Raw genomic sequence first — 23,039 nt, forward strand, 5'->3', positions numbered from 1 at the left:
GATGGATCTCGACAAGGCTCTCGCCTTTCTCCGCGCCAACCACAACGCCGTCCTGCTCACCCGGCATCCCGATGGGCGCCCGCAGCTGTCGCCGGTGACGGCCGGGGTTGAAGACGGCCGCATCGTCGTCAGCACCAGGGAGACGGCGGTCAAGGTCCGCAACGCCCGCCGCGACCCGCACGTCTCGTTGTGCGTCTTCACCAACGCCTTCTACGGCGACTGGATCCAGGTGGACGGCACGGCCGACATCATCTCCCTCCCCGAGGCCATGGACCACCTGGTTTCTTACTATCGCAACATCTCGGGCGAGCACCCTGACTGGGAGGACTACCGCGCCGCCATGATCCGCGACCGTCGCGTCATCCTCCGCATCACCCCAACCCACGCAGGCCCGGACCACCACGGGTAACGCGCCAGCGGTGCTCGGCGCATGGCGGTCGGCGCTCAGGATGGGGCACGGCACGGGGCAACGGGTCGCCACGGAAGCCGGGCAACGGGGGCTCGCGTAGCGGCGAGTCACCGTCACCCGGTCAGAGGCCGTTTCCCTGGACAGACGCCGGCCCACGATGGCGGGTGGCCGGCCACGGCAGCGCGTAAAATATGATCTTCTAAGAGAGACGCTCGACGATCATCGCCATCCCCTGGCCGCCGCCGACGCACATCGTCTCGAGCCCGATGCTCTTGTCGTGGTGGTGGAGGCTGTTGACGAGCGTGGACGTGATGCGCGCCCCGGTCATCCCGAACGGATGCCCCACCGCGATCGCGCCCCCGTTCACATTGAGCCGGTCCAGGTCGATCCCCAGCTCCCGATACGACGGGATCACCTGAGCGGCGAAGGCCTCGTTGATCTCGATCAGGTCGACGTCCTCGATGGCCATCCCCGCCCGCGACAGCGCCTGCCGGCTGGCCTCCACCGGCCCCAGCCCCATGATCTCGGGCGACAGCGCGGACACCCCGGTGGACACGATCCGGGCGAGCGGCGTGATCCCCAGTTCGGCGGCCTTGACGTCGCTCATCACGATCACGGCGGCCGCCCCGTCGTTGAGCGGGCAGCAGTTGCCGGCCGTGACAGTGCCGTCGGGCCGGAAGACCGGCTGCAGGGTGGCGACCTTCTCGTACGTGGTGCCCGCCCGCGGCCCGTCATCCTTGCTGACCACGGTCCCGTCGGGCATGGTCGCGGGCGTGATGTCCTTGGCCCAGAACCCGTCGGCCAGCGCCTTCTCGGCCAGGTTCTGTGACCGCACGCCGAACTCGTCCTGCTCCTGCCGGCTGACGCCCTTGAGCTGCGCGAGGTTCTCGGCGGTCTGGCCCATCGCAATGTAGATGTCCGGGATGGACCCATCTTCGCGCGGGTCGTGCCAGGTCTGCCCGCCCTCGGTGAACTTCTTGGAACGGGCCAGCGAGTCCAGGAAGATCGGGTTGTGGGTGTCAGGCAGCGAGTCGGAGCTGCCCTTTGTGAAGCGCGAGACGGTCTCCACTCCTGCGGACACGAACACGTCGCCCTCGCCCGCCTTGATCGCGTGGAAGGCCATCCGCGTGGTCTGCAGCGACGAGGAGCAGTAGCGCGTCACGGTGGTGCCGGGCACGTCGTCCAGGCCGAGCATGACGGACACCACCCGCGCCATGTTGAAGCCCTGTTCGCCGCCAGGCAGCCCGCAGCCCAGCATGATGTCGTCGATCGTGTGGGGGTCGAGCTGGGGCACCTTGGCCAGCGCCGCCTTGATCATCTGCACGGTCAGGTCGTCGGGCCTGATTTCCTTCAGCGAGCCCTTGAAGGCTCGTCCGATGGGGGAACGCGCGGTTGCGACGATGACTGCCTCGGGCATGGCCCCTCCTTTGTCGGCGCTAATAGTAGAACTATATTCCAGTCCTGCTGAAAAGCCCCGCGGGGTGGCCGGTCATACGCGACGTCGCTACCCGTACATGCCCGGCGCGGGCGCCGTCTGGTCGTTCACGGCATGCAGCGCCCCCTTCTCGTCCCGCCACAGCCGCCAGCCGTCCTGGCTGCCCGTGAACCAGGGCGGCGGCGCGCTCGCGGGGGAGATCCGCTTGCCGGTGCCGAGGTCGTACTCGCAGATGGCCGCCGTCGAGTAGAAGCCCGGAGGCTGTCCGCGCAGCGCCAGCGGCTTGGGGTCGGTGACGCAGAAGGACCAGCCGCGCTCCTTCTCCGCGGGCACGGCCTTGCCGGAGACCAGGTCGAAGGCCGTCCCCTTGGTGTTGTGCTTGAGGAAGCCCAGCTTGTCCATCCGGTCGGGGAAGGCCAGCCACCAGCCCGAGCCCGGCACCTCGGAGGCGGTGATCTGCCCGACCACCCGGCCGGACCCGGAGTCGAGCCGGGCGAAGCCGCCGTAGGCGCCCTGCCGGTCGACGGGGCGCACGACCGGGGCGTAGCCGGGGCTGCCGCTGGGATAGACGCGGACGACCGAGGGCCGGATCCAGTTGATCGTCCCGTCGGAGATCTTGACGGAGAACAATCCGAAGGTGGAGATCTTCTTCGTCTGGGTGTTGGTGTACGGGGCGACGTACCCGACCAGATTGTCCCCTGCCGCGCCGAACGCCCAGCCCCCCGACAGATCGACGCCGGGCCCGAGGGCCTGCTCGATCGGCTGCTGCCACTGCAGCTTGCCGGTCTTGAGCTCGTACGACTCGATCACGGGGTTGGCGGACAGCCTGAGCAGCAGCACCCGGGCCGGGTCGGACCATTCGACCTCGGAGATCCCGGGCAGCTTCCACAGTTGTTTCCCCGTGGCCGGATCGAGCACCACCATGCGTGCCTTCGCCAGGGCAGTGTGCTCGGACAGGCAGACGTAGGGGCCGCAGCGCTGCGGCCCGAACGTCGAATGCACCGGCCTGGTCCACTTCTGCACCCCGGAGTGAGCGTCTCGGGCGATGAGGGTGGCGCTCCACTGGTCTTTCTTGGCCGGGTCGAGCGCGACGACCACGCCCTGGTCCTTGCCCGTCTCCACGATCGCGGGGGCGGAGACGCCCATGCCGGGCAGGCGACCCACCATCGTGGCCGGGTAGGCCCACAGGCGTCTGCCGTCGCGCAGGCCGATCGCGACGGTCTCCAGCGTGCCGTCGGGCTTCATCGAGGTCGTGGTGACGACCCCGCCGGCCACCGCCATGCGGCTGACCGCGTTGACTTGGGTGTTGTGCCAGGTCGGGAACGTGTCGGTAGTGGCCGCGTCGCTGCCGGAGCAGGCGGCGGCGGCCAGGGTTCCGGCGAGGGCAATGGACGGTTTCCAGAGGGGCCTGAGCACGGGCAATACCCTCCAAAGGGACGATTAGCGACGACTTGGACGCAGAGGGTGACCGAGGCTGGGCGTCGTCGAGCGCTCGCCAAGCCTGAACCGGGGTCCGGACTCGCTGAATCCTCTTGGGGGTCAGGACTCGTTGAGCTGCTCGCCGAGCCGTCGGCGGAGCAACGACGCCCACTTCCCGTGCAGGCCCGTCGCTCGCCCGTCGACCCGGGTCGCGGTGACCTCGGTGCCGGGCTCCTCCGCGGCCGTAGCCGCCGCAAGGTAGATCGGTTGCAGTGCCTCGCCGCGCGCGGGGTGCGGCTCAGGCCACAGCTCCAACGCAGCGCACACTGAAGGTAGCACCGCGTAAGCGGCCTGCGCGTAACCTCGGGCAGATGGATGGAAACGATCCGGTCCGAACATTTCTGTCGGATTTGTCGCGAACTCCGGGCCCAGGACGTCCGCGAACGCGACCGTACGCCCGCCCGCGTCCACCACCGCCACCGTCTGCGCCGCCGCCAGCTGGCGGCTCCAGCGCCGGGCCACCCAGCGCAGCGGCTGTGAGATCGGGCGCACCGTGCCGAGGTCCGGGCAGGTGCCCACGACCACCTCGACCCCGGCGTCCCGCAGCCGCCGCACGGCCTTGGTCAGATGCCGTACGGCGATCGCGGGCGGCGTCTGCGTGATGATGTCGTTGGCCCCCACGAAGATCACCGCCACGTCGGGCTCCATGGTCAGGGCCTGATCCACCTGATCTCCCAGCTCGGCCGACGGGGTGCCCGACTTGGCGGCGACGAGCAGGCGCACCGGGCGCTCGGAGACCTCGGCCAGGCCGTTGGCGAGCAACACGCCGGGGGTGTCGGCCGGATCGGTCATGCCGAGGCCGATGGCCGTGGAGTCGCCGAGCATGGCCAGCTTGAGCGGCTCTCCGGGGAAGTCGCCGTACATGCCGTCGGACGGCGGGCCGTCCAGGCCGTGCGGTTGGCCTATGGCCTTGCGCGCGAGCAGCCCCTCGGCGATCAGCAGTGCGTACGCCGTGGCGCCGAGCGCCGTCAGCCCGCCCCCTCCGAGCGCTGCCGCAGTAGCGATCTTACGTGCCGCACGCGCCATCCCAGCTGGCCAGACCACCTGCGTGCCTCCCCCGGTCGAACTCGGCGGTAGCGTTTGCTTGAAAAACTAGCCGAGGGCCTGCCACCCCCACTGGATCTCGGCCACAGGCAAGCTGATCAAGCTTTGGCAAAGAAGGTGAACACCTCGGTGCGCGTTTACGATTCCCTGGTTGATCTGATGGGGAACACCCCGTTGGTTCGACTGCACAAGGTTTCCGCGGGACTCCCCGCCCAGGTGCTCGCCAAGGTCGAGTACTTCAATCCAGGCGGCTCGGTCAAGGACCGCATCGCGGTACGCATGATCGAGGCCGCCGAGAAGTCGGGCGAGCTGCGCCCCGGCGGCGTCATCGTCGAGCCGACGTCCGGCAACACCGGCGTGGGCCTGGCCATCGTGGCCCAGCGGAGGGGCTACCGGTGCCTGTTCGTGGTGCCGGACAAGGTGGCCCAGGACAAGATCGCGGTGCTGCGTGCGTACGGCGCCGAGGTCGTGGTCTGCCCGACCGCCGTCTCGCCCGACCACCCCGACTCCTACTACTCGGTCTCCGACCGGCTGGCCCGCGAGGTGCCCAACGCCTGGAAGCCCAACCAATACTCCAACGTCAACAACCCCGACTCCCACTACCACTCGACGGGTCCCGAGGTCTGGGAGGATACCGAGGGCCGGGTCACGCACTTCGTGGCGGGCATCGGCACCGGCGGCACGATCAGCGGCACGGGCCGCTACCTCAAGGACGTCTCCGGCGGCCGGGTGAAGATCATCGGCGCGGACCCGGTGGGCTCGGTCTACTCCGGCGGCTCCGGACGGCCGTACCTGGTGGAGGGGGTCGGCGAGGACATCTGGCCGGACACCTACGACACCACGATCTGCGACGAGATCATCGCGGTGTCCGACAAGGACTCCTTCAACATGACCCGCCGGCTCGCCCGCGAGGAGGGGCTGCTGGTCGGCGGCTCGTGCGGGATGGCGGTCGTGGCGGCGCTGGAGGTGGCGGCCAAGGCGGGCAAGGACGACGTGGTGGTCGTGCTGCTGCCCGACGGCGGCCGCGGCTACCTGTCGAAGATCTTCAACGACGACTGGATGGCCGACTACGGCTTCCTGACCGAGACCTCCGACGAGGGGCTGGTCGGCGACGTGCTGGCACGCAAGAGCCGCGCGATGCCGGAGTTCGTGCACGCGCACCCGCACGAGTCGGTGAGCACGGCCATCGCCATCATGCGCGAATACTCCGTGTCCCAGCTGCCGGTGATGAAGGAGGAACCGCCCGTCATGGCGGCCGAGGTCGTCGGCTCTATCGTCGAGCGCGATCTCCTCGAAGCCCTGTACCACGGCAGGCTCTCCTCCGACGACCCGATCGCCGACCATATGTCAGCACCGCTACCCACGATCGGCAGTGGTGAACCTGTGGCCCGTGCGGTAGAAGCGCTGGAGAAGGCCGATGCGGCCGTCGTGCTGGAAGAGGGCAAGCCCGCCGGGCTGATCACCCGGCAGGACCTGCTCGCCTTCCTCGCCAATCACTAGGGGCCTAGGGCTTCCTGATCGACTCGATCACGGTGCCGAGGCCCTCGTGGCCGCGGCCCTCGGCGTCGGCGCGCTCGAAGAGTCTCTTGAGCGCGCTCGGCACCGTCGTCTCGACACCGGCCTCCTCCAGCGCCTCGACGGCGTGGCCCAGGCCGACCGCCTGCATGTGCAGGGAGTTCTGCTCGCCCGGATACGTCTGGGCCTCGAACTCCTCCGCCAGGATCTTCGCGTAGCCCATAGGGCCGTCGCCGCCCAACTGCGTGAAGGTCTCCTGGACGAACGGCAGGAGCTCCAGCGGTGACACGCCCGCCGTGCGCAGCATGGCCATGGCGTGCATGTGGCTGGTCAGGCTGGACCAGAAGATCAGCAGCTGGGCCTGGTAGTACATCATCGCCAGGCCCTCGTCCTGGCCCACGTACGCGATCTCGCTCAGGGCCTCGAGCGTCGACGCATGCTGGTCGAGCACGTCTTTGGGGCCGCTGTAGAACGTGTACGCCCCGGGCTGCCCGATCCCGGGTGGCGGGACCATGATGCCGCCGGTGATCAGCGTGCCGCCGTGCCCGGCCACCCACCTGGCCGCCTCACGCAGCCGCTCCGGGCTGTCGGAGCTGAGGTTGACCACCACTTTCCCGTCCAGACGGGCGTCGCCGAGGCTGTCGTACATCGCCTGATAGCTGATCTGGCTGACCACCAGCAGCGCGCCGTCCACCGCTGTCGCCGCCCGCCCGGCGCCCTTGGCCAGCAGCGCCTCTGCCTTGCTCGCCGTGCGGTTCCACACCTTGACCTGGTGGCCCGCGGCCAGGAACGTCTCGGCCATCGTCGACCCCATCGGGCCGAGCCCCACAACCGTCACTTCACTCATGCCCCCACCTTGGGACACGCCGCTACGGAAATCCTTCCGGCCGGCTACGGGTTAGCAATGGGGTGGTGCGTTTCGGAGTGCTGGGGCCGCTGACCGTATGGGTGGACGGGCGGCCCGTTCACGTGGCCGAGGCCAAGGTCCGCGCGCTCCTCGCCGACCTGCTGGCCCATGGGGGTGGGCCGGTGCCGGTCGACCGGCTGGTGGAGGACCTGTGGGGTGCTCGGGCCGGCCGCAACCCGGTGGGGACCCTCCAAGCGCGGGTCTCCCAGCTGCGTCGCGCGCTCGGCGACCCCTCGTTGATCACGCATGGTCCCGCCGGGTACCGGCTGTCGGCCCACGACTGTGACGCCGCCCGCTTTCACGCCCTCGTCAGCCGGCGTTCGCCGGATCCCGCCACCCGGGCGGCGGAGCTGGAGCAGGCCCTGGGGCTGTGGCGCGGGCCCGCGTACGCCGACTTCCCGGACGCGGACTTCGTACGCGCCGAGGCCGCGAGCCTGGAGGAGACGCGCCTGGCGGCGCTGGAGGAGCAGGCGGAGGTAGGGCTGTCGCTCGGCGAACGGGTCGACCTGGCGGAGCTGGTCGCCCTGCATCCGCTGCGGGAGCGGCTGCGTGCCTCGTACATGCTGGCCTTGTACCGGGGCGGGCGGCAGGGCGAGGCGCTGGCCGCGTACGAGGATGTGCGGGAGCGGTTGCGGGACGAGCTCGGGGTGGACCCGTCGGCCGAGCTGAGCCGGCTGCACCAGGCGATTCTGCGGCAGGACCCTGCCCTGGACACGCCGGCGTTGCCGCGCACCAACCTGCCCGCGCCACTGACCCGGCTGGTGGGGCGGGAGGCGGCACTGGCCGAGGTCCGTGCGCTGCTCCGGCGCGGCCGGCTGGTCACGCTCACGGGTCCTGGAGGTGTCGGGAAGACCCGCCTGGCCCTGGCGGCCGCGGCAACCTGGGAACCGCCTACGGCGGCCGGCACCGTGGAGGCGGTCGCGCACGGCGCCTACGCCGGTGCGATCTCCCGAGCGGCAGGGTTCGGCGGAGGGGTGTGGCTGGTGGAGCTGGCCGCGTTGCGGCCGCACGCCGGGATCGACGAGGTGGCGGAGGCGATCGGCGGCGTCCTTGGGTTGCGGGACGATGTGGCGGGGTCCATGGCCGATCGGCTCGCCACAGCACTGCAGGGCACGCAGACGTTGCTGGTCCTCGACAACTGCGAGCACGTCGTGGAACGGGTGGCCACGCTGGCCGCGCGGCTGTTGCGGGCGGCGCCCGGGCTGCGGATCCTGGCCACCAGCCAGGAGTCGTTGCGCATTGAGGGCGAGAGCTTCTGGAGCGTGCCGCCGCTGGGGCCGGAGGCGGCGGTGGAGCTGTTCACGGCGCGGGCAGGGATCGAGCCGGACGCGGACGTGGCGGACGTCTGCGCCAGGCTGGACGGGCTCCCCCTGGCGTTGGAGCTGGCCGCCACCCGGGTGCGGGCACTGGGGGTGCGTGGGCTGGCCGATCGGCTGGACGACCGGTTCCGGGTGCTGACGGCGGGAATGCGGGACGCGCCGGAGCGGCAGCGTACGTTGCGGGCGATGATCGACTGGAGCTGGGAGCTCCTCGGCGAGGCCGAACGGGTGGTGTTGCGGCGGCTGGCGGTGCATGCGGGCGGGTGCACGCTGGAGGCGGCCGAGCAGGTGTGCGCGGAGCCCGGCGTGGAGGTGCTGGACACGCTGGCCCGGCTGGTGGACCGGTCACTGGTGGTGCGGGCGGGGCCGCGCTATCGGCTACTGGAATCGGTGGCCGCCTACTGCCGGGAACGGCTGGCCGAGGCGGGCGAGGACGACCTGATCAGAGCGCGGCATGCCCGCTACTACACCGAGCTGGCCGAACGCGCGCACCTCAGAGGGCCGAGGCAGCGGGAATGGTTCGCCCGGCTCGACGCCGAGCGCGCCAACCTGCGGCTCGCGCTCGCGGGGCCGGACGGGCTGCGGCTGGTCAACGCCCTCGCCTGGTACTGGATCCTGCGTGGCAGCCTCAGCGAGGCACGCAGGTCGCTGGCGACCGCCCTGGCGGCCGGCCCCGCCGGCGAGACGGACGACGCCCTGGCGGCGCGGGCGTCCGTCTGGCTGGCGGGGATCGAGTCGCTGCTCGGTGAGCCCGTCTCGCCGGTGCGCCGTGAGGGGCTCGATCGGGCGGGCGCGGCGCTGGCCGACTGGCTGCTGAGCCACGTTCGCTGGGCGTACGGCGACAGGGCGGCGCACGAGGCGGCGGCGGAGCGGGCGTTGGCAGCGTACGAGGAGATGGGTGATCGGTGGGGTGTGGCGGCGGCGCTGTGCTTGCGTGCCAAGCTCGCCGTCGGCCGGGCCGACCTGGTGGCGATGGAGCGCGACGGGGAGCGGGGGCTCGCGTTGTTCAGTGAGCTGGGCGACGAGTGGGGGCAGATCGAGGCGATGGACGTGCTCGATCGGGCGGCCGAGATCCGCGGCGACTACCGGAAGGCCGCGCGGCTGCGCGAGGAGGCGCTGCGCCTGGCCGAGGAGCTGGGCTTCGAGGTCTCGTTCCGGCTGGCGGCCATTGGGCGGATCGCGTTGCTGGCGGGCGACTACGAGCGGGCCGACGACTACCACGAGCGGGCCAGGCGGCTGGCGGTCGCGCAGTCCTACCGGTCTGCGGAGGAGAACGCGCTGCTCGGGCTGGCCATGAGCGCCCGGCGGCAGGGCCGGTACGAGGCGGCGGAGGCTTTCCTGCGGCCGGTGCTCGACTTCCTGCGGCGGGTGCGGGGGACGCCCGGGATCGCGTTCGTCATGGCGGAGCTGGGCTTCGTCGCCGAGCAGCGTGGTGATGCGGAGACGGCGCTGGCCAGGCAGCGGGAGGGGTACGAGGCGGCGCGGGCGACCGGCGACCCCAGGGCGATCGCGCTGTCCCTCGAAGGGCTGGCCGGGGCCCTGTCGCTTGGAGCACTGACCGAGGCCGGTTCGCTCCCGCCCATCGGCCAGGTTCCGGCGGGAGGCCCGGTCACGGAGGCGGCACGGATGATCGGGGCCGCCGTCGGCATCAGGCGGGCCGTTGGCGCGCCTCTACCCTCGGGTGAGCGGCGGGACGTGGATCGGATCATCGGCCGGCTGCGGGCGGCGATGGGGGATGACGCGTTCGAGCGGGCGTTCACCGAAGGCGTGGGCTCCGGCTTGGGAGAGCCCGGCTCAGGGCTGGGCAGATCCGGCTCGGAGGAGGGGGAACTCGGCGGCCACCTCCCAAGCGCCCTCCGGGGAGGGGCCGGCGTAGAGCCGGCCGCCCAGCGCCTCCACCCGCTCGCCCATGCCGACGAGCCCGAAGCCGCCACCAAGGTCGGCCACCCGGGGATCTGATGCGGAGGCCCCGAAGTTCCGCACCCGTAGCACCACGACCTTCTCGTACCTCCGCAAATCCGCCTCCACCCAGGCGGAGCGGGACGCGTGCTTGCGTACGTTCGTGAGCGACTCCTGCAGCACCCGGTGCAGGGTGGTCATGACCTCCGGCGGCAGCGTGCGATCGTCCAGTCCCTGCCCGATCTCGAACGCCACCTTGGGCCCGTCGGCCGAGAACCGGTCGGTCAGGATACGCAGGTCGGCCAGCGTGGTGCCGGGCTTGCGGCCCGCTTCGTCCTCGGTACGCAGAACCGCCACCATGCGCCGCATCGAGGTCAGCGCCTCCGACCCGGCCGTGGCGATTGCGTCGAGCGCGGGCGCCACCGCCTCCGGGCTGGTCTGCGCGACCGTGCGTGCGGCCTGGGCCTGGACCACGATGCCCGTGATGTAGTGGGCGACCAGGTCGTGCAGCTCCCTGGCCAGCTCCAGCCGCTCCGCCCGCCGTACGGAATGCACCGCTTCCGTGCGGCGCTCCTGCTGGAAGCGGAGGTAGCCGCCGATGCCGGCGGCCATCGACCACCCCGCGAACAACACGAACGAGAGCAGCAGCCCCGCACTCTGGTAGTCGCGGGCGATGCCCTCGGCCATCAGGACGATCAGCCCGACGCAGGCCAGCACCGCCGCCCGCCGTACCGGCTCGACGTGCCGCAGCACGCCGATGCTCAGGATGAGCAGCGACCCGGTCTCCGCCATGCCTGGGGCGCCGTCGAAGCCGCCGGCGCCGATCGTGAGGGAGATGCCGAACGACAGCGCCAGCATGATGCTGAACCCGTCCAGGCGATGCTTGCGCCGCAGCACCACGGCCGCGATGCCGCACGCCCCGCAGAACGGGACGAGCCACTGGAAGCCCCCGATGGTGGCGGCCAGCACGAGATCGAGCATGAGCAGCATGCCCAGCCAGCCGAGCATGGCGATCTCGCTCAGCCTCCGGATCCAGTACACGAGCCGCTTGGAATCACCCACGGCCCGAGCCTAGGCCGGAAGTCGGACAAGTCGTATCAACCGTTCGGCCGAGTGGGCCTGCCACAGACCCGTCCTTCAGTGGAGGCGGCGGCCTGGGAGATCGCGGATGCTGGATATATCGGAAAGGGGACAGAAATGGTTGCCATCGGGTTAGCACTACTGGGAGTCGGACTGGTCGTCGGGGTGCTGCTGGCGCTGGCCGACCCGGTGCTGCTCTCCCGCATCAACGGGGAGCCCGCGGAGGGCGGCAGCGGCCGATTCGTCAAGGCCGATCCACATAAGTCGCTCGTACGGCTGGCGCCCAGGTCGAGCGGGGGAGAGCGCCACGAGCCCAAGGCGGCCTGAGGATCCGGCTCGCGCGGGCATGGTGCGCGAGCCTCGCGGGCGGCCGTTGGGGGACGGCGCCCGCGCCGGCGGCCCGTGGTCCGTTGGGGAGCGGACCGCGGGCCGTACGGTCGGGACCGGAGCCCACGTGGTCTTCCGTTAACGTTGCCTCTATGAGCAACGGTTTTGAGACCCTGGCCATCCACGCAGGTCAAGAGCCCGACCCGCTGACGGGTGCGGTCGTGCCGCCGATCTACGCGACGTCCACGTACAAGCAGGACGGGGTGGGCGGCCTGCGTTCGGGATATGAGTACAGCCGCTCGGCCAACCCCACCAGGACCGCGCTCGAGCAGGCGCTGGCGGCCGTGGAGGGGGGAGCGCGCGGGCTCGCGTTCGCTTCGGGGCTGGCCGCCGAGGACACCTTCCTGCGTACGGTGTGCAAGCCGCAGGACCACGTGATCATCCCGAACGACGCGTACGGCGGGACGTACCGGCTGTTCGCCAAGGTCCACGAGCGGTGGGACCTCCACTACGACCCGGTCCCGCTGCACAACCTCGACGCCGTGGCCACGGCCATGACGCAGAAGACCAAGGTGGTCTGGGTCGAGACCCCCACCAACCCGCTGCTCGGCATCGCCGACATCGCGGCGCTCGCCCAGATGGCCCACGACAACGGGGCGTTGCTGGTGGTGGACAACACGTTCGCCTCGCCGTACCTGCAGCAGCCCTTGGCTTTGGGGGCGGACGTCGTCGTGCACTCCACGACCAAATACGTGGGCGGGCACTCCGACGTGGTCGGCGGGGCCCTGATCGCGGCCGACGCCGGGCTCGGCGAGGAGCTGGCTTACCACCAGAACGCGATGGGCGCAGTGGCCGGGCCGTTCGACGCCTGGCTGACGCTGCGCGGGCTCAAGACCCTGGGTGTGCGCATGGACCGTCACTGCGACAACGCCGAACGCGTCGTCGACCTGCTGCTGGCGCACCCGCGCGTCACCGAGGTGCTCTACCCGGGGCTGGCCGAGCACCCGGGGCATGAGGTGGCGGCCAAGCAGATGAAGCGGTTCGGGGGCATGGTGTCGTTCCGCGTCGCCGGCGGTGAGGCGGAGGCCGTGGAGGTGTGCAACCGGGCGAAGTTGTTCACGCTGGGCGAGTCGCTCGGCGGTGTCGAGTCGCTCGTCGAGCACCCCGGCAGGATGACCCACGCGTCGGCGGCGGGTTCGCCGCTGGAGGTGCCCGCCGACCTGGTGCGGCTGTCGGTCGGCATCGAGACCATCGACGACCTGCTTGCCGACCTCACCCAGGCGCTGGCCTGAGGACGCTGGAGCGGACCTGAGGACGCTGGAGCGGCCCCGTCATCCGGCGGGGCCGGGGACCACCATGAGGAACAGGATCACCAGCCAGATCACGGACAGCAGCCCGCTGATGGCGGCGATCCGCCCGTTCTGGACCTTGGCGTCGTCGGACGTGTCCTCGCTCCCCAGCACCCGTACGGCGGTGCGCAGGTCGCGGTCGATGATGACGAGCATCACGGCGGCCACGATGAACAACGTCATCGAGGCCGTCATGTACCACCGGCCCAGGACCCCGTTGCCGAGGACCGCGCCGAGCGCCAGCCCGAACACGAACACGCCGATCGAGCCGAGGCTGTAAACCCTCGTCATGCGCTGGATGTTCTGCAGCGCGGGCACGTTCTTGTTGCGGATGACGCGGGGCGCGGCCATCGTCGCGGCGGTGACCGGGCCGATGGTGAAGATGGCGAAGGCGATGTGCAGCCAGAGAAGCAGGGACGACATGCGGGAGAGACTAGTCCCCGGCGATCTCGGCGGGGGACTCGACACTCTCTTTACTCCGGGTGGAGCACCGCATGCAGAGCTCTGTGGCCGCCACCGCGACGACCATCAACACGATGAGGAGAATCGTGGCAATCATGGGCTCCCCTCCTTCCCCGTGCCGGACGTAAATATCGTCCTGAATGACTAGACGCTTGTGCAACGGAATAAGTTCGGTGCCGGTATGGTTGTTCACCGTCTCGTTTTTCTTACCGTTAGGGCACAAGGGGGTGCCGTCCGTGGCCATCAGGCACGTCGAGCCGTACACCGACGAGTGGCTGCAGCAGCCGATCAGCTACGTGCGCCAGGTCGTCGACCGGCTCGGAGCCGAGGTCGTGGATTGGTGGGAAGGCCCCTGCGACCCGCGTGACGCCACGCTCAAGCTGGCCGACGGGAGCGCGCTGGTGTGGGACGAGGAGAGCGGCTGGCGCCTGGGCAGATTCGTCTCGGGCGGCCGTGGTGACCACACCGAGCTGACCGGCGTCCGCTACCTGGGCCACGGCCTGCTCCCGAAACCGGAGCGCGTCCCCTCGGCCCTGGCAGAGGCGCGAGCCGGACTCGGCGCCAGCTCGGCCTGGCGCCCCTGCTACCGCTCCCACCGCCAATGCCGCGACGGCTTCGACGTAGCCCTCGCCTTCTACCTCGTCGACGCCTAGCCTGGAGCCCCAGCCCAACGGCATGGGCCTCCGCCAGCTGCGCGCTTCGCGCGAATAGACTCCGGACTCCTCTTACGGGGGAGCCCAGCTCCCCCGAGCCCCCTTGCCGGGGGTCTCCCGACCCCCGGACCCCGGCGTTGACCGGGTTTCGCATCGTCCGAGGCAGTACCTGGGTAGCGTCGAGATCATTTACTCCTCCCCCGCGGGGAACCTCAGGCGAAACATGACGAGCGGGGCATCATGGCGTGGTGATCATTGCTGCTCTGCCCCAAGAAGATTCACTCGATGACGATGTTGGGAAGTCATGGCAGTTGTGGGGACGAGAGCCGTGCCGCTGATCTAAGAGACCGCATCCGCGTTTTCCAAAGCGGTTCTTTGGAGCATAAGGCCGTCACTACATCAGGGGACACCGTGCGTGGGACGCCGGAACGGATGACCGACCATTGGTGGTGGCGCCCAGGTGTCCGCCGGGGGTGGGGCCTGCTGGTCTGGCACATCTTGGTTGACGACCAGCCGAATGGCTGCATATGACCACCCAGATCGTCGGATTCCCTGATGAAATCTCGGGCGGTCGCGGATACGGCGCAACAGCGAGGGTGGCTTGCCCGCGGCACGACGCCGCTGCCGGCGCGGAGCTGGAGACGTTGTTACAGCGCTACCCCGGATCGCCGCTGCGGCGATCGCCCGGGCCCGGCCCGCGTCGTATTTCACCCCCTGACGCTGGCGCACCAGCTTGCGATGTGCCTTCGCGCCGCGGGAGGAACCTTGGTCCGGTCAGACGTCTTCGGGCAACTCCAGGCAGCGTCGAACGTGGTCAACTACCACGTCGGAGATCTCGTCCGGGGACGGGAAACGTGCCATCTTCTGAAAGCACTTCAACGCCAGCACCAGCGCGAAGCACGACCCCGGGCTGCCGGTGCGCTCTTCGGCCCGGACCACCTCCTCCGGCGACGGCGTGAAGAACTCATGCAGCACCCGCGTCGACGTCAGCCGCTTGAACTGCGGATAGGCGGTCCGCTCGATCCACGCACGCCACTGCCGCTGCACATCCACGGAATCCCGTTTGTCAGAAGTTTTACTTTTTGTGGCCTATTGCAACATATATGACTATTGGGGGAATAATGTCCTATGGCGGAACGCGATCTTCATACCGGTGACCTCGAACTCGACCGGCTCATGGCGGAGTTTCAGGCGAACTCCAGGGAGTTCTCCGATGCCATGGGCATGGTCGGCGAGGTGATCGGTCAGGCGGCAAGTCCCGATGGCAAGATCAAGGTGCAGGTCTCGTCCTCGGGACAACTGACGGCTCTGCACATGGATCCCAGAGCGATGAGGCTGGGCTCGCAGGAACTGGCCGACGCGATCATGGACCTGTCGCGCCGTGCGACCGAGGACGCGGCGCGGCGCCTCATGGACGTGACGCGGCCCTACCTCGAGGACGATCGGCAGGGCGAGCCCCGCCGGCGCCGGTAGCGTGCGCGGGGCCCGCGGGCGGGTCCAGGCCCTATCGCTCATCTGGCCCTCGGGATGAGGCTGCGCGTCCCGTGGATGAGGAACTTCTGGTACATCTCCTCCTCTGTCAGCCCGTGTTCCGAGCCAGGCAGGGGATTGTCCCCGTGCTGCGCGTCCAAGACCATCGAGTACGTGGTCGAGGCGGCCATCCGGGGGATGACGCTCCCGGTGTTCAGCGCCATCCCGTTCGGCAGGGGGATGTTGGTGGCGACAGTCCGTAGCCCTGGCACCTTCCCCATGAGCGCTGACCCGGCATCGGCGACCGCGTCGAAGGCCATGTTCGCCACGAAGTGCTCGCGGAACGTGGTGAGGTTGTAGTCGACCGACCTGACGTCGTTGCCGGACAGGTCCGTCTTGATCCCGCCTACGTAGTTGAGTGCCAGAGGCAGCACCACCTCGCCCGTGGCGTACGCCACGCTGTCGGCGACCCAGTAGGAGAAGGTGGGCAGTAACAGGATGACGAATCGGCGCGCGGTCACCTTGAGCAGGATCGCCTGTCTCTTCATGATCGCCTGAAAGAGTTTCCAGGTGAGCACCTGGTATCCGATGGTGAACATCATGTCCACCGTCATGATCCAGCACAGCACCTTCAGCGCGTGGTTGACCTTCTCGATGACGTCGGCGTAGGCCCGGCAGGCATTGGCCGCGTCCCGGTATTTGAGAGAGACCGCGAGGACCGCCGGGCCGTATACGTCATTCCAGAACGTCTTGAACTCGTCGACCGCTTCGTCGGAGCTTTTCTGCCAGACGACCTCGGCGGCCGCGTTCGCCTCCTGGAAGTGCTGGTCGACCGCGTCGGCGATTTCGTCCAGGACATCGGCCGCCTCGCGGATCCGGTCCGGATCGCCTTCGAGATACGAGATGCCGAACAAGAATTCAGGTGCCAGCGCCCCTGCCAGGCCGGCGCCGGCCATACCGCCCAGGGCGACCTTGGTCGCGAGCCCGATGGGAATGTCCGCCTCCCCTTCAGCCGCGCTCTACCGGGGTGGCGGGCACGCTGATCGGGTCGTTCTCGCGCTGGGCGAACTCGACCAGGTCCTTCACGAATTTGTTCTTGTCGACCATGCTGGCCCAGTCGGCCGCCTCTACGTTCTTGCTCATCGCCACGACGGCTGAGCCGATCTGTTTGTACGCCTCGCCGAGGTTGTGCACGGCCGTACTCAGGTCCTCGTAGGCACTGTCGAAGCCGGGGTGACCGTCCATGCCCCTTCGGAAAATCTGGGCTGCCTCGTCGCTCTCCGGGTTGCCGAAGTAGGGGATGAGAGGTTCCAACTGCGCGTGGAGTCGGTTGACGCTCCGGCCGAACTCGCCGCCCTCGGTGTGGATGGCCTTGCCGCTGTGCTCCATACTTGAATGGTTGATCTCCAAGGGTGGTCCCCTCCTGCAGACGTAAGTGGTCAGTCTCTGTACGATTCGTTACCAGGAGATGACCTTGCAGTTGCGGTTGTGTACTGGCTGATCCAGATCCTCGCCGCCTGATAGATCCGCCATTCGCTCGTCGGGCAGTCGCGGGTCCACAGCGTGATCTTCCGGACGTTCCGATGCTGGAAGCCGCCGGGGGATGCTGGCGTGGCCGAGGACGTCGGATACGACGTGGAGCTGGACGCCTGGGCGAGCATGAGCGATGCGCCAGAGTGGCGGAGCTACGGCCGCGTCACTAGGCAGTTCCGTGCTCGCTCCGAGCGAACACCTGGGCCGTGATGAGCGCGCATCTGGCCATAACGCATCGTGTGATCCTCGTTTGGCTCGCATCACCAAGTGGCACGGCTGGGAGTGGTGAACGCCGCAGATGATCAAGTCTTGACGGGTGTGATTTTCCTGCGCGGATGTGCCCGGGCGGAGGCCGGGAAGGTGGTCGCAGAGCGCCCTGTAGCCAACGCGCCGGTCGAACCGGCCCGTTTCCTACTTCTTTGATAATCTGCACTCATGGCTGAGACTCCCTACGGCATAGGCGAGGGCCCTTCGACTCGCCTCAGCCTCTCCTTGCCTGAAGGTACGGCCGAGGCGATCCGGCGTCGCGTGGGCAAACGGGAATTCTCCGCGTTCATCGCTGCGGCAGTAGAGCGCGAACTGCGCGGCCAGATCCTGGACGAGTATCTTGCCGACTACGAGCGCCGCAACGGCGCGGTCCCTGCGCAGGAGCAGCAGCGCGCACGCCAACTGTTCGACGAGGTGTTCGCGGAGGAGGAGGATTGGCGCGTCGCCGGCTGACGCACCAGGGAACCGTGGTTCTCGACTGCGAAGGGCTGTCGAGGTTGGTCGATGATCGGCCATCAATCGTTGCCCTGGTCGCGGAGGCGCGTAGTCGCGGAATGGAAGTCGTGATCAGCGCTCTCACCATCATCGAGGCCGCCCACCGCCGGACGAACCCCTCTCGGCTCGCTTGGCTTCTGTCCGGCATGAGGATTGTGCACGTCGGCGAGGAGGAAGCGAAGGCCGCCTCCGCGATGCTGGTCGCCGCCGAGCTGCATGGCCACAAGTATGCGATCGACGCGGTCGTGGCGGAGATGGCGATGCGACAGCCCAGGCCGGTCCTCATGCTGACGTCCGACATCGATGACATGAAGAAGCTCTGCGGTGATCGTGTGCACCTTGTAGCCGTGTAAGACCCCACCGGTGCTCGATGTGTTTCCGCCAGGTGCGCGCTCCGCGCGGATCAGTGCCGGGTTCCTCTCACGGGGAGCCCAGTTCCCCGGGCGAATGCTATGGCGTGGGGTCGTGGAGGACGAGCAGGATGTGCTCGTCGTCGCCGTGCCGGACCGTCCCGGAGCGCTCGAAGCCGTGCCGCTCCAGGAGCCGGACCGATGCGGTGTTCCCGTGGAAGGGGTCGGCGTAGAGGGGGCGGGTCTTCTCGGCGCGGAGGAATAGGCCCATTGCTTGGGTGCCGATGCCGCGGCCCCAGAACTCACGCCCCATCCAGTAGCCGATGAACCGCCGGTCGCCTTCCCACCAAGCCACGAGATTTCCCGCCAGATCGTCGCCCACCGTGATCGCCTGGACGAATACGGTGGGCTCGTCGAGGATCCTGGTCTTCCAGTGGGTGAGGAAGCGCTCTCGCGGCCGGGCCGGAAACCGCGACCTTCGCACGGCTTCCGGGTCGTGCTCCTGTGCGAGGAACACCTCCAGGTCCGCCTCCACGACATCCCTCAACCGCACGGCTACGTCGTCATCGGTCATGTTGAGCAAGTCTGGCAGCATCCACCGACAATTCAGCGGGCGCGGCGCAGCCGGAGGAAGTCGCTGACGACGTACTCGCCCAGGCGCTCGGCGCTCGGGGAGAACACCCGGCCGCCGTTCCTGCGCGCGACCTCGTCCACGAACTCCTTCAGCCGGTCGTCCGCCGCCAGCATGAAGACGTTGATCGTGGCGCGCCGCCGGGTCATCTTGTCCACCTCGGCCAGCGTCAGCTCCAGCGTCTCGTGGGACGGCGGCCACTCGAACGCCGACCGGCCGCTGCGCATGAGGTGGGCAGTGGGCTCGCCGTCCGTGACCACCAGCACCACCGGCTCGAAGTCGGGGTGGCGGTCCAGGTGGCGGCCGGCGATCAGGAGGGCGTGGTGCAGGTTGGTGCCCTGGACCATGTCCCAGTCGAGGCCCGCCAGCTCGTCCGGCTGCAGGACTCTGGCGTAGTTGGAGAAGCCGATGATCTGCACGGCGTCCTGGGGGAACTTGGAGGCAACCAGGGCCTGCAGGGCCAGAGCCGTTTGTTTGGCGGCAGCCCAGGTGCCGCGCAAAGCCATCGAGTACGACAGGTCCACGAGCAGGCAGACGGCCGCGGCGCTGCGGCGTTCGGTCTCGGCCACCTCGAAGTCGTCGACAGAGAGTCGCACGGCCGCTCCGTTCCCGGTGCGCTCTCCGGTCCGGATGCCGCCTGCAGGCCGCACGCCGCCGCGGCGGACGCCGTTGACCAGGGTGCGGACCACGTCGATCGGCTGCTCGTCGCCGAAGCGCCACGCCCGCGACGAACCCGTGAGCTCGCCTGCCGCGCCCGCGTCGTGTTGGTCGTGGTCGCCGCGCCGGCCCGCGTCGAGGGAGGAGAACACCCGGCGCAGCGCCGTCTCGCCCAGCCGCCGCACCGCCTTGGGGGTCAGCTCCAGCTTGCCGCGGCGGCGTAGCAGGTAGCCCTGTTCCTCCAGCTCCCGCTCGATGCGCTTGAGCGCCTCCAGGTCGTCGACCGCGGAGCGGCCGAGCGCGCGGCGTACGGCGGCCTCGTCGATGTCGTCCAGCCTGGCGCCCGGGTAGTCCTGGCGCAGGGCGGTTTCCAGCTGGGTGAGGTCGGCCAGCTCCTCCAGGGCGGTGACCGCGTCCCCCATGCCCAAGGGCTCCTCGCCGGTGAGGCGTTCGGGGGCGTTCCAGGCCAGGTCGGGGCGGCGGGCATAGAGTGCCTCGCCGAGCCGGCGCATCTGGTCGGAGAGCCCGGCCTGATCGAGCGTCTGGTTGATGAGGTTGCTGAGCTCCTCGCGCTGGCGCGGGGTCATCGAGGCGAGCATGCGCTGCGTGGCGGCGGCGCGGCGGGCCAGGATGTCGACGAGCTCCTCCAGGTTGCGCGGCTTCTCTGGGAACAGGTCGCCGTATTTCTCCATGAAGGCGTCGAAGTCCGCCTGGGTGTGCTGGCCGCGGGCGTCCTTGTCCAGCATGTCGTTCAAATCCGACATCATCTGGCGGACGCGTTCCATGGCCTCGGGGTCGGGGTTCGCGAGCGCGTCGCGCAGGCCCCTGAACTGGCTGTCGAGGACCTCCCGCCGCAGCAGGTCACGTAGCTCCTCGAACGTCTGGCGGGCCGCGGCCGAGCGCCAGTCGTACGTGCTCAGCTCCTGAATGGCGCTGGCCGTGTCGTCGGGCAGCGCGTCGAGCGTGGTCTCACGGAACCGGGCGTCGTCGGAGGGATCGGGGAACAGCTCGGCCCGTTCCTGGCCGATGGCCTTGTCGAGCAGCGCCCGGGCCTTCTCCAGCGTGCCGTCGAGCCGGCCGCGCTCGCGTAGGTCGCGGCGGCGCCGGCGGACCTCCCTGAGCATGTCGTCCAAGCCGCGGCGGTCCTGGGCGCCGGGCAGGCCGCGCTTGAGCAGGTCGCGCAGGGCGTGGACCGGCGTCGAGCCCGACAGGATCGCATCGCCCATCTCATCCAGCGCCGCCCGCACGTCGTAGGGCGGGGCCAGGGGGTCGGGGCCGTCGTGGAACTCGCCGTAGCGGAAGGCCATCACGAGACCACGCTAACCCGGAATGTCCCCATGCGCGCCCCAGGCGAAAAGCCCAGGGCTCGACCGGCCGTCCCGCCCGACCGAGTTGGGGGCGCGGACGGGTCGGGCGTTCGGGCGCGTTACGCGTCCCCGTAGATCTCCCAGACCTCGTCGATGCCGCCGACCTCGGGCGAGTAATGCAGCTGCACGAGCACGGGATGCTTCTGGGACTTCAGCACCTTGGCCAGGTCCGCGGCGCTGCAGGACTTCTTGCCGAGGCCGTTCTTGTCGGCGTTGACCGGTTCACCGGCCAGCCACCCGTCCAGGCAACGGGCCGTGACACGGTATAAGGCCGTGCTGTACGAGTAACCCAGCTTGATCGTCTTTCCGCCGGTCGCGAACAGGACGGTGGTGTCGTTGACCCGCTTGATCGTCCCCCGGCCGGTCCGAGAGTTCGGCCAGTTGCTGACCAGGAACTCATTGATCTTGACGGCCTTGCCGCTCCGATACTCCACCCGCAGCGGCTTGACCCCACGTTGCAATTCGGCAGCCAGATGCCCCGGCTTGCAGGCCGTCCGCCCCAGCCCTTTCCCGTCCACGGCGATCCGCCCCTCGGTCTCCTTCAGATCGCAAGCGACCGTGACCCGCCCGAACGTCGCCTTGGTGTAGTCGAGCCGCACCTCTTTGGCTCCGGAGACGGGTTTGAGCCGGTAGCCCGCGAAGCCGCCCTGCCCCTTCACGAACGAGGACGACTTGGGCACGATCCGCAGGCGACCCGTGCCGTCGGCCCACGCGTACCCGTACACGACCTTGGTGGCGGCGGCCTCCGCGGGCACGGCCACAGAGCCCAGGGCAAGAATGATGGCACCGGCCAACAGGCGCATGAGTGGTCTCCCCATCAAGGTGATCAGCTACTCACTTTGACGCGGAAGGCCACCCCGGAGTTCACGTTCGGTAGACGGTCACTCCGTCAAGGTCTTCCTTGGACAGGCGCCGCATGAGGTAAAGCCCCTCCAACGCGAACTCCAAGGCCGCTGCGGCGTGGCCCGGTGACTCCTCGCCCGCTCCCATGCCCAGCCTGGACATGATCTTCGCCAGCCCGGGGACGGGACCCATCCGGTGCAGCAGCTCCCCGGCCGGGACCAGCTCGCCGGACTCCACCTGATTGCCCTCGGCGAACTTGTCGGTCACCGCGGACAGGTCCATGCCGCCCAACCGGCTCCTGAACGTCTCCGCCGTGGCCCGGCGCAACAGGTGGGCCAGGATCTCGGTCTCCCTGCCCTCCTCGCTGACCTCGAACTCCACCTTGCCCCGCAGGCTGTGCACCACGGAGGACAGGTCCACGACCCGCGTGACCGCCTGCTCCTCGCCCGCGAGGGCCGCCCGCCGCACCGCGGAGGCCGAGGCGGTCTCGGCGGCCGCGATGGAGAACCGGGCCGACACGCCGGAGCGGGCGTCCACTGCGGTGGACTCGCGGACCAGCCGGGTGAACCTGGCGATCGCCTCGACCAAATGCTCGGGGAGGTCGGCCCCGATGTCCGGCATGGACTCCTGGCGGATGAGCGTGAGCTCGTCCTCGACCGTGAGCGGGTAGTGGGTTCGGATCTCGGCGCCGAACCGGTCCTTCAGCGGCGTGATGATCCGGCCCCTGTTGGTGTAGTCCTCGGGATTGGCGCTGGCGATGAGCAGGATGTCGAGCGGCAGCCGCAGGTTGTAGCCCCGCACCTGGATGTCGCGCTCCTCCAGCACGTTGAGCAGCGACACCTGGATGCGCTCGGCCAGGTCGGGCAGTTCGTTGACGGAGAAGACGCCCCGGTTGGTGCGCGGCACGAGCCCGTAGTGGACGGTCTCGGGATCGCCGAGCGTGCGCCCCTCCGCGATCTTGATCGGGTCGACGTCGCCGATCAGGTCGCCGACGGAGGTGTCGGGCGTGGCGAGCTTCTCGCCATATCGCTCGTCGCGGTGCTTCCACGCGACCGGCAGCTCGTCACCCAGCTCCCGCGCCAGCGCCTGACACCGCGTGCAGGCCGGCGCGTACGGGTGGTCGTTGATCTCGCACCCCTCGACCACCGGCGTCCACTCGTCGAGCAGGCCGGTGACGGTGCGTATGAGCCGGGTCTTGCCCTGGCCGCGCTCACCGAGGAGGACCAGGTCGTGCCCGGCGAGGAGAGCCCGCTCCAGATGCGGCAGGACCGTGTCGTCGAACCCGACGATGCCGGGGAATCTCGGCTCGCCCGCCCGCAGCTTGGCCAGCAGATTTTCCCGGACCTCGGCTTTGACGGTGCGATGAACGTGGCCGCTCTCTCGCAGCTTGCGGAGAATTCGTGGCTGTGGCAGATGCACGGGATCGAGACTACGTCCCCTGCGTGGAATGTGGCAGAGAGTTTCGCATCTGGCGGAGATTTCGGATCTTGACTATTGCGTGATGGTTCGTGGGCGTGCTTGTCCTTTTAGTGGGGAGAATCGGGCCTA

22 protein-coding genes and 1 pseudogene are annotated in these 23,039 nt (G+C 69.2%); 9 read left to right on the top strand and 14 right to left on the bottom strand.

Annotated elements, in window-relative coordinates; all coding sequences use genetic code 11:
• Position 1 precedes the first annotated feature (1 nt).
• Positions 2-409, top strand: a complete 408-nt coding sequence (locus tag ACTWPT_RS15690) for a PPOX class F420-dependent oxidoreductase (protein WP_443178096.1) — start codon at positions 2-4, stop codon at positions 407-409.
• A 199-nt stretch (positions 410-608) separates the two neighbouring features.
• Here the strand turns inward: ACTWPT_RS15690 and ACTWPT_RS15695 are convergent, their stop codons facing one another.
• The 3 genes from ACTWPT_RS15695 to ACTWPT_RS15705 form a co-directional block, all read right to left on the bottom strand.
• Complete coding sequence (locus tag ACTWPT_RS15695) at positions 609-1,826, bottom strand: acetyl-CoA C-acetyltransferase (protein ID WP_443178097.1); 1,218 nt, start codon at positions 1,824-1,826, stop codon at positions 609-611.
• Between the two features lie 87 nt (positions 1,827-1,913).
• Positions 1,914-3,260: an outer membrane protein assembly factor BamB family protein gene (locus ACTWPT_RS15700; protein WP_443178098.1), complete on the bottom strand. Its 1,347-nt coding sequence runs from the start codon at positions 3,258-3,260 to the stop codon at positions 1,914-1,916.
• Between the two features lie 123 nt (positions 3,261-3,383).
• Positions 3,384-4,367, bottom strand: a complete 984-nt coding sequence (locus tag ACTWPT_RS15705) for an SGNH/GDSL hydrolase family protein (protein WP_443178099.1) — start codon at positions 4,365-4,367, stop codon at positions 3,384-3,386.
• Positions 4,368-4,496: 129 nt separating this feature from the next.
• Between ACTWPT_RS15705 and ACTWPT_RS15710 the strand changes: the two genes are divergently transcribed.
• On the top strand, positions 4,497-5,867 hold the full coding sequence (locus ACTWPT_RS15710) for a cystathionine beta-synthase (protein WP_443178100.1): 1,371 nt from the start codon (positions 4,497-4,499) through the stop codon (positions 5,865-5,867).
• A 4-nt stretch (positions 5,868-5,871) separates the two neighbouring features.
• Here ACTWPT_RS15710 and ACTWPT_RS15715 read toward each other — a convergent pair whose 3' ends face one another.
• Entirely contained in the window at positions 5,872-6,729 is an 858-nt protein-coding gene (locus ACTWPT_RS15715) for an NAD(P)-dependent oxidoreductase (RefSeq protein WP_443178101.1), read from the bottom strand.
• A 65-nt stretch (positions 6,730-6,794) separates the two neighbouring features.
• Between ACTWPT_RS15715 and ACTWPT_RS15720 the strand changes: the two genes are divergently transcribed.
• Positions 6,795-10,067 carry a BTAD domain-containing putative transcriptional regulator gene (locus tag ACTWPT_RS15720; RefSeq protein WP_443178102.1) on the top strand — a complete coding sequence of 1,091 codons (3,273 nt, stop codon included), beginning with the start codon at positions 6,795-6,797 and terminating at the stop codon, positions 10,065-10,067.
• A 285-nt stretch (positions 10,068-10,352) separates the two neighbouring features.
• On the opposite strand, the pseudogene ACTWPT_RS15725 reads toward ACTWPT_RS15720, so the two are convergent.
• A pseudogene (locus tag ACTWPT_RS15725) lies at positions 10,353-11,015 on the bottom strand (histidine kinase dimerization/phosphoacceptor domain-containing protein); the annotation flags it as partial.
• A gap of 189 nt (positions 11,016-11,204) precedes the next feature.
• Here ACTWPT_RS15725 and ACTWPT_RS15730 point away from each other — a divergent pair.
• The gene (locus tag ACTWPT_RS15730; RefSeq protein WP_443178103.1) at positions 11,205-11,414 is read left to right on the top strand and encodes a hypothetical protein; all 210 of its coding nucleotides are present in this window, start codon (positions 11,205-11,207) and stop codon (positions 11,412-11,414) included.
• A 152-nt stretch (positions 11,415-11,566) separates the two neighbouring features.
• A complete protein-coding gene (locus tag ACTWPT_RS15735) occupies positions 11,567-12,706 on the top strand; it encodes a cystathionine gamma-synthase (protein ID WP_443178104.1) in 1,140 nt (379 codons plus the stop codon).
• A gap of 39 nt (positions 12,707-12,745) precedes the next feature.
• Here ACTWPT_RS15735 and ACTWPT_RS15740 read toward each other — a convergent pair whose 3' ends face one another.
• Both ACTWPT_RS15740 and ACTWPT_RS15745 read right to left on the bottom strand, forming a co-directional pair.
• On the bottom strand, positions 12,746-13,186 hold the full coding sequence (locus tag ACTWPT_RS15740; protein WP_443178105.1) for a hypothetical protein: 441 nt from the start codon (positions 13,184-13,186) through the stop codon (positions 12,746-12,748).
• A 10-nt stretch (positions 13,187-13,196) separates the two neighbouring features.
• Complete coding sequence (locus ACTWPT_RS15745) at positions 13,197-13,322, bottom strand: hypothetical protein (RefSeq protein ID WP_443178106.1); 126 nt, start codon at positions 13,320-13,322, stop codon at positions 13,197-13,199.
• Between the two features lie 139 nt (positions 13,323-13,461).
• Here ACTWPT_RS15745 and ACTWPT_RS15750 point away from each other — a divergent pair, with 139 nt between their 5' ends.
• Positions 13,462-13,878, top strand: a complete 417-nt coding sequence (locus tag ACTWPT_RS15750; RefSeq protein WP_443178107.1) for a DUF6292 family protein — start codon at positions 13,462-13,464, stop codon at positions 13,876-13,878.
• A gap of 774 nt (positions 13,879-14,652) precedes the next feature.
• Here the strand turns inward: ACTWPT_RS15750 and ACTWPT_RS15755 are convergent.
• Entirely contained in the window at positions 14,653-14,931 is a 279-nt protein-coding gene (locus ACTWPT_RS15755) for a DUF4158 domain-containing protein (protein ID WP_443178108.1), read from the bottom strand.
• 75 nt (positions 14,932-15,006) lie between these two features.
• Between ACTWPT_RS15755 and ACTWPT_RS15760 the strand changes: the two genes are divergently transcribed.
• Positions 15,007-15,351, top strand: coding sequence for a YbaB/EbfC family nucleoid-associated protein (locus tag ACTWPT_RS15760; RefSeq protein ID WP_443178109.1), 345 nt, complete (start codon positions 15,007-15,009; stop codon positions 15,349-15,351).
• Positions 15,352-15,389: 38 nt separating this feature from the next.
• Here the strand turns inward: ACTWPT_RS15760 and ACTWPT_RS15765 are convergent, their stop codons facing one another.
• Entirely contained in the window at positions 15,390-16,304 is a 915-nt protein-coding gene (locus ACTWPT_RS15765; protein WP_443178110.1) for a WXG100-like domain-containing protein, read from the bottom strand.
• 52 nt (positions 16,305-16,356) lie between these two features.
• Positions 16,357-16,737 (bottom strand): hypothetical protein, encoded by a 381-nt coding sequence (locus ACTWPT_RS15770; RefSeq protein WP_443178111.1) that lies wholly within the window; start codon positions 16,735-16,737, stop codon positions 16,357-16,359.
• Positions 16,738-17,316: 579 nt separating this feature from the next.
• Between ACTWPT_RS15770 and ACTWPT_RS15775 the strand changes: the two genes are divergently transcribed.
• Positions 17,317-17,601, top strand: a complete 285-nt coding sequence (locus ACTWPT_RS15775; protein WP_443178112.1) for a hypothetical protein — start codon at positions 17,317-17,319, stop codon at positions 17,599-17,601.
• Entirely contained in the window at positions 17,583-17,996 is a 414-nt protein-coding gene (locus tag ACTWPT_RS15780; protein WP_443178113.1) for a DNA-binding protein, read from the top strand. The genes ACTWPT_RS15775 and ACTWPT_RS15780 overlap by 19 nt, the downstream gene beginning before the upstream one ends.
• Positions 17,997-18,093: 97 nt before the next feature.
• Here ACTWPT_RS15780 and ACTWPT_RS15785 read toward each other — a convergent pair whose 3' ends face one another.
• From ACTWPT_RS15785 to ACTWPT_RS15800, 4 genes are all read right to left on the bottom strand, one after another.
• Positions 18,094-18,567 carry a GNAT family N-acetyltransferase gene (locus ACTWPT_RS15785; protein ID WP_443178114.1) on the bottom strand — a complete coding sequence of 158 codons (474 nt, stop codon included), beginning with the start codon at positions 18,565-18,567 and terminating at the stop codon, positions 18,094-18,096.
• A gap of 32 nt (positions 18,568-18,599) precedes the next feature.
• The gene (locus tag ACTWPT_RS15790) at positions 18,600-20,588 is read right to left on the bottom strand and encodes a vWA domain-containing protein (protein ID WP_443178291.1); all 1,989 of its coding nucleotides are present in this window, start codon (positions 20,586-20,588) and stop codon (positions 18,600-18,602) included.
• A gap of 119 nt (positions 20,589-20,707) precedes the next feature.
• Positions 20,708-21,451 (bottom strand): hypothetical protein, encoded by a 744-nt coding sequence (locus ACTWPT_RS15795; protein ID WP_443178115.1) that lies wholly within the window; start codon positions 21,449-21,451, stop codon positions 20,708-20,710.
• Positions 21,452-21,512: 61 nt separating this feature from the next.
• Entirely contained in the window at positions 21,513-22,910 is a 1,398-nt protein-coding gene (locus ACTWPT_RS15800) for a sigma 54-interacting transcriptional regulator (protein ID WP_443178116.1), read from the bottom strand.
• Positions 22,911-23,039: the final 129 nt, after the last annotated feature.

This window comes from Nonomuraea sp. 3N208 (assembly GCF_052245935.1).
Classification (GTDB): domain Bacteria; phylum Actinomycetota; class Actinomycetes; order Streptosporangiales; family Streptosporangiaceae; genus Nonomuraea.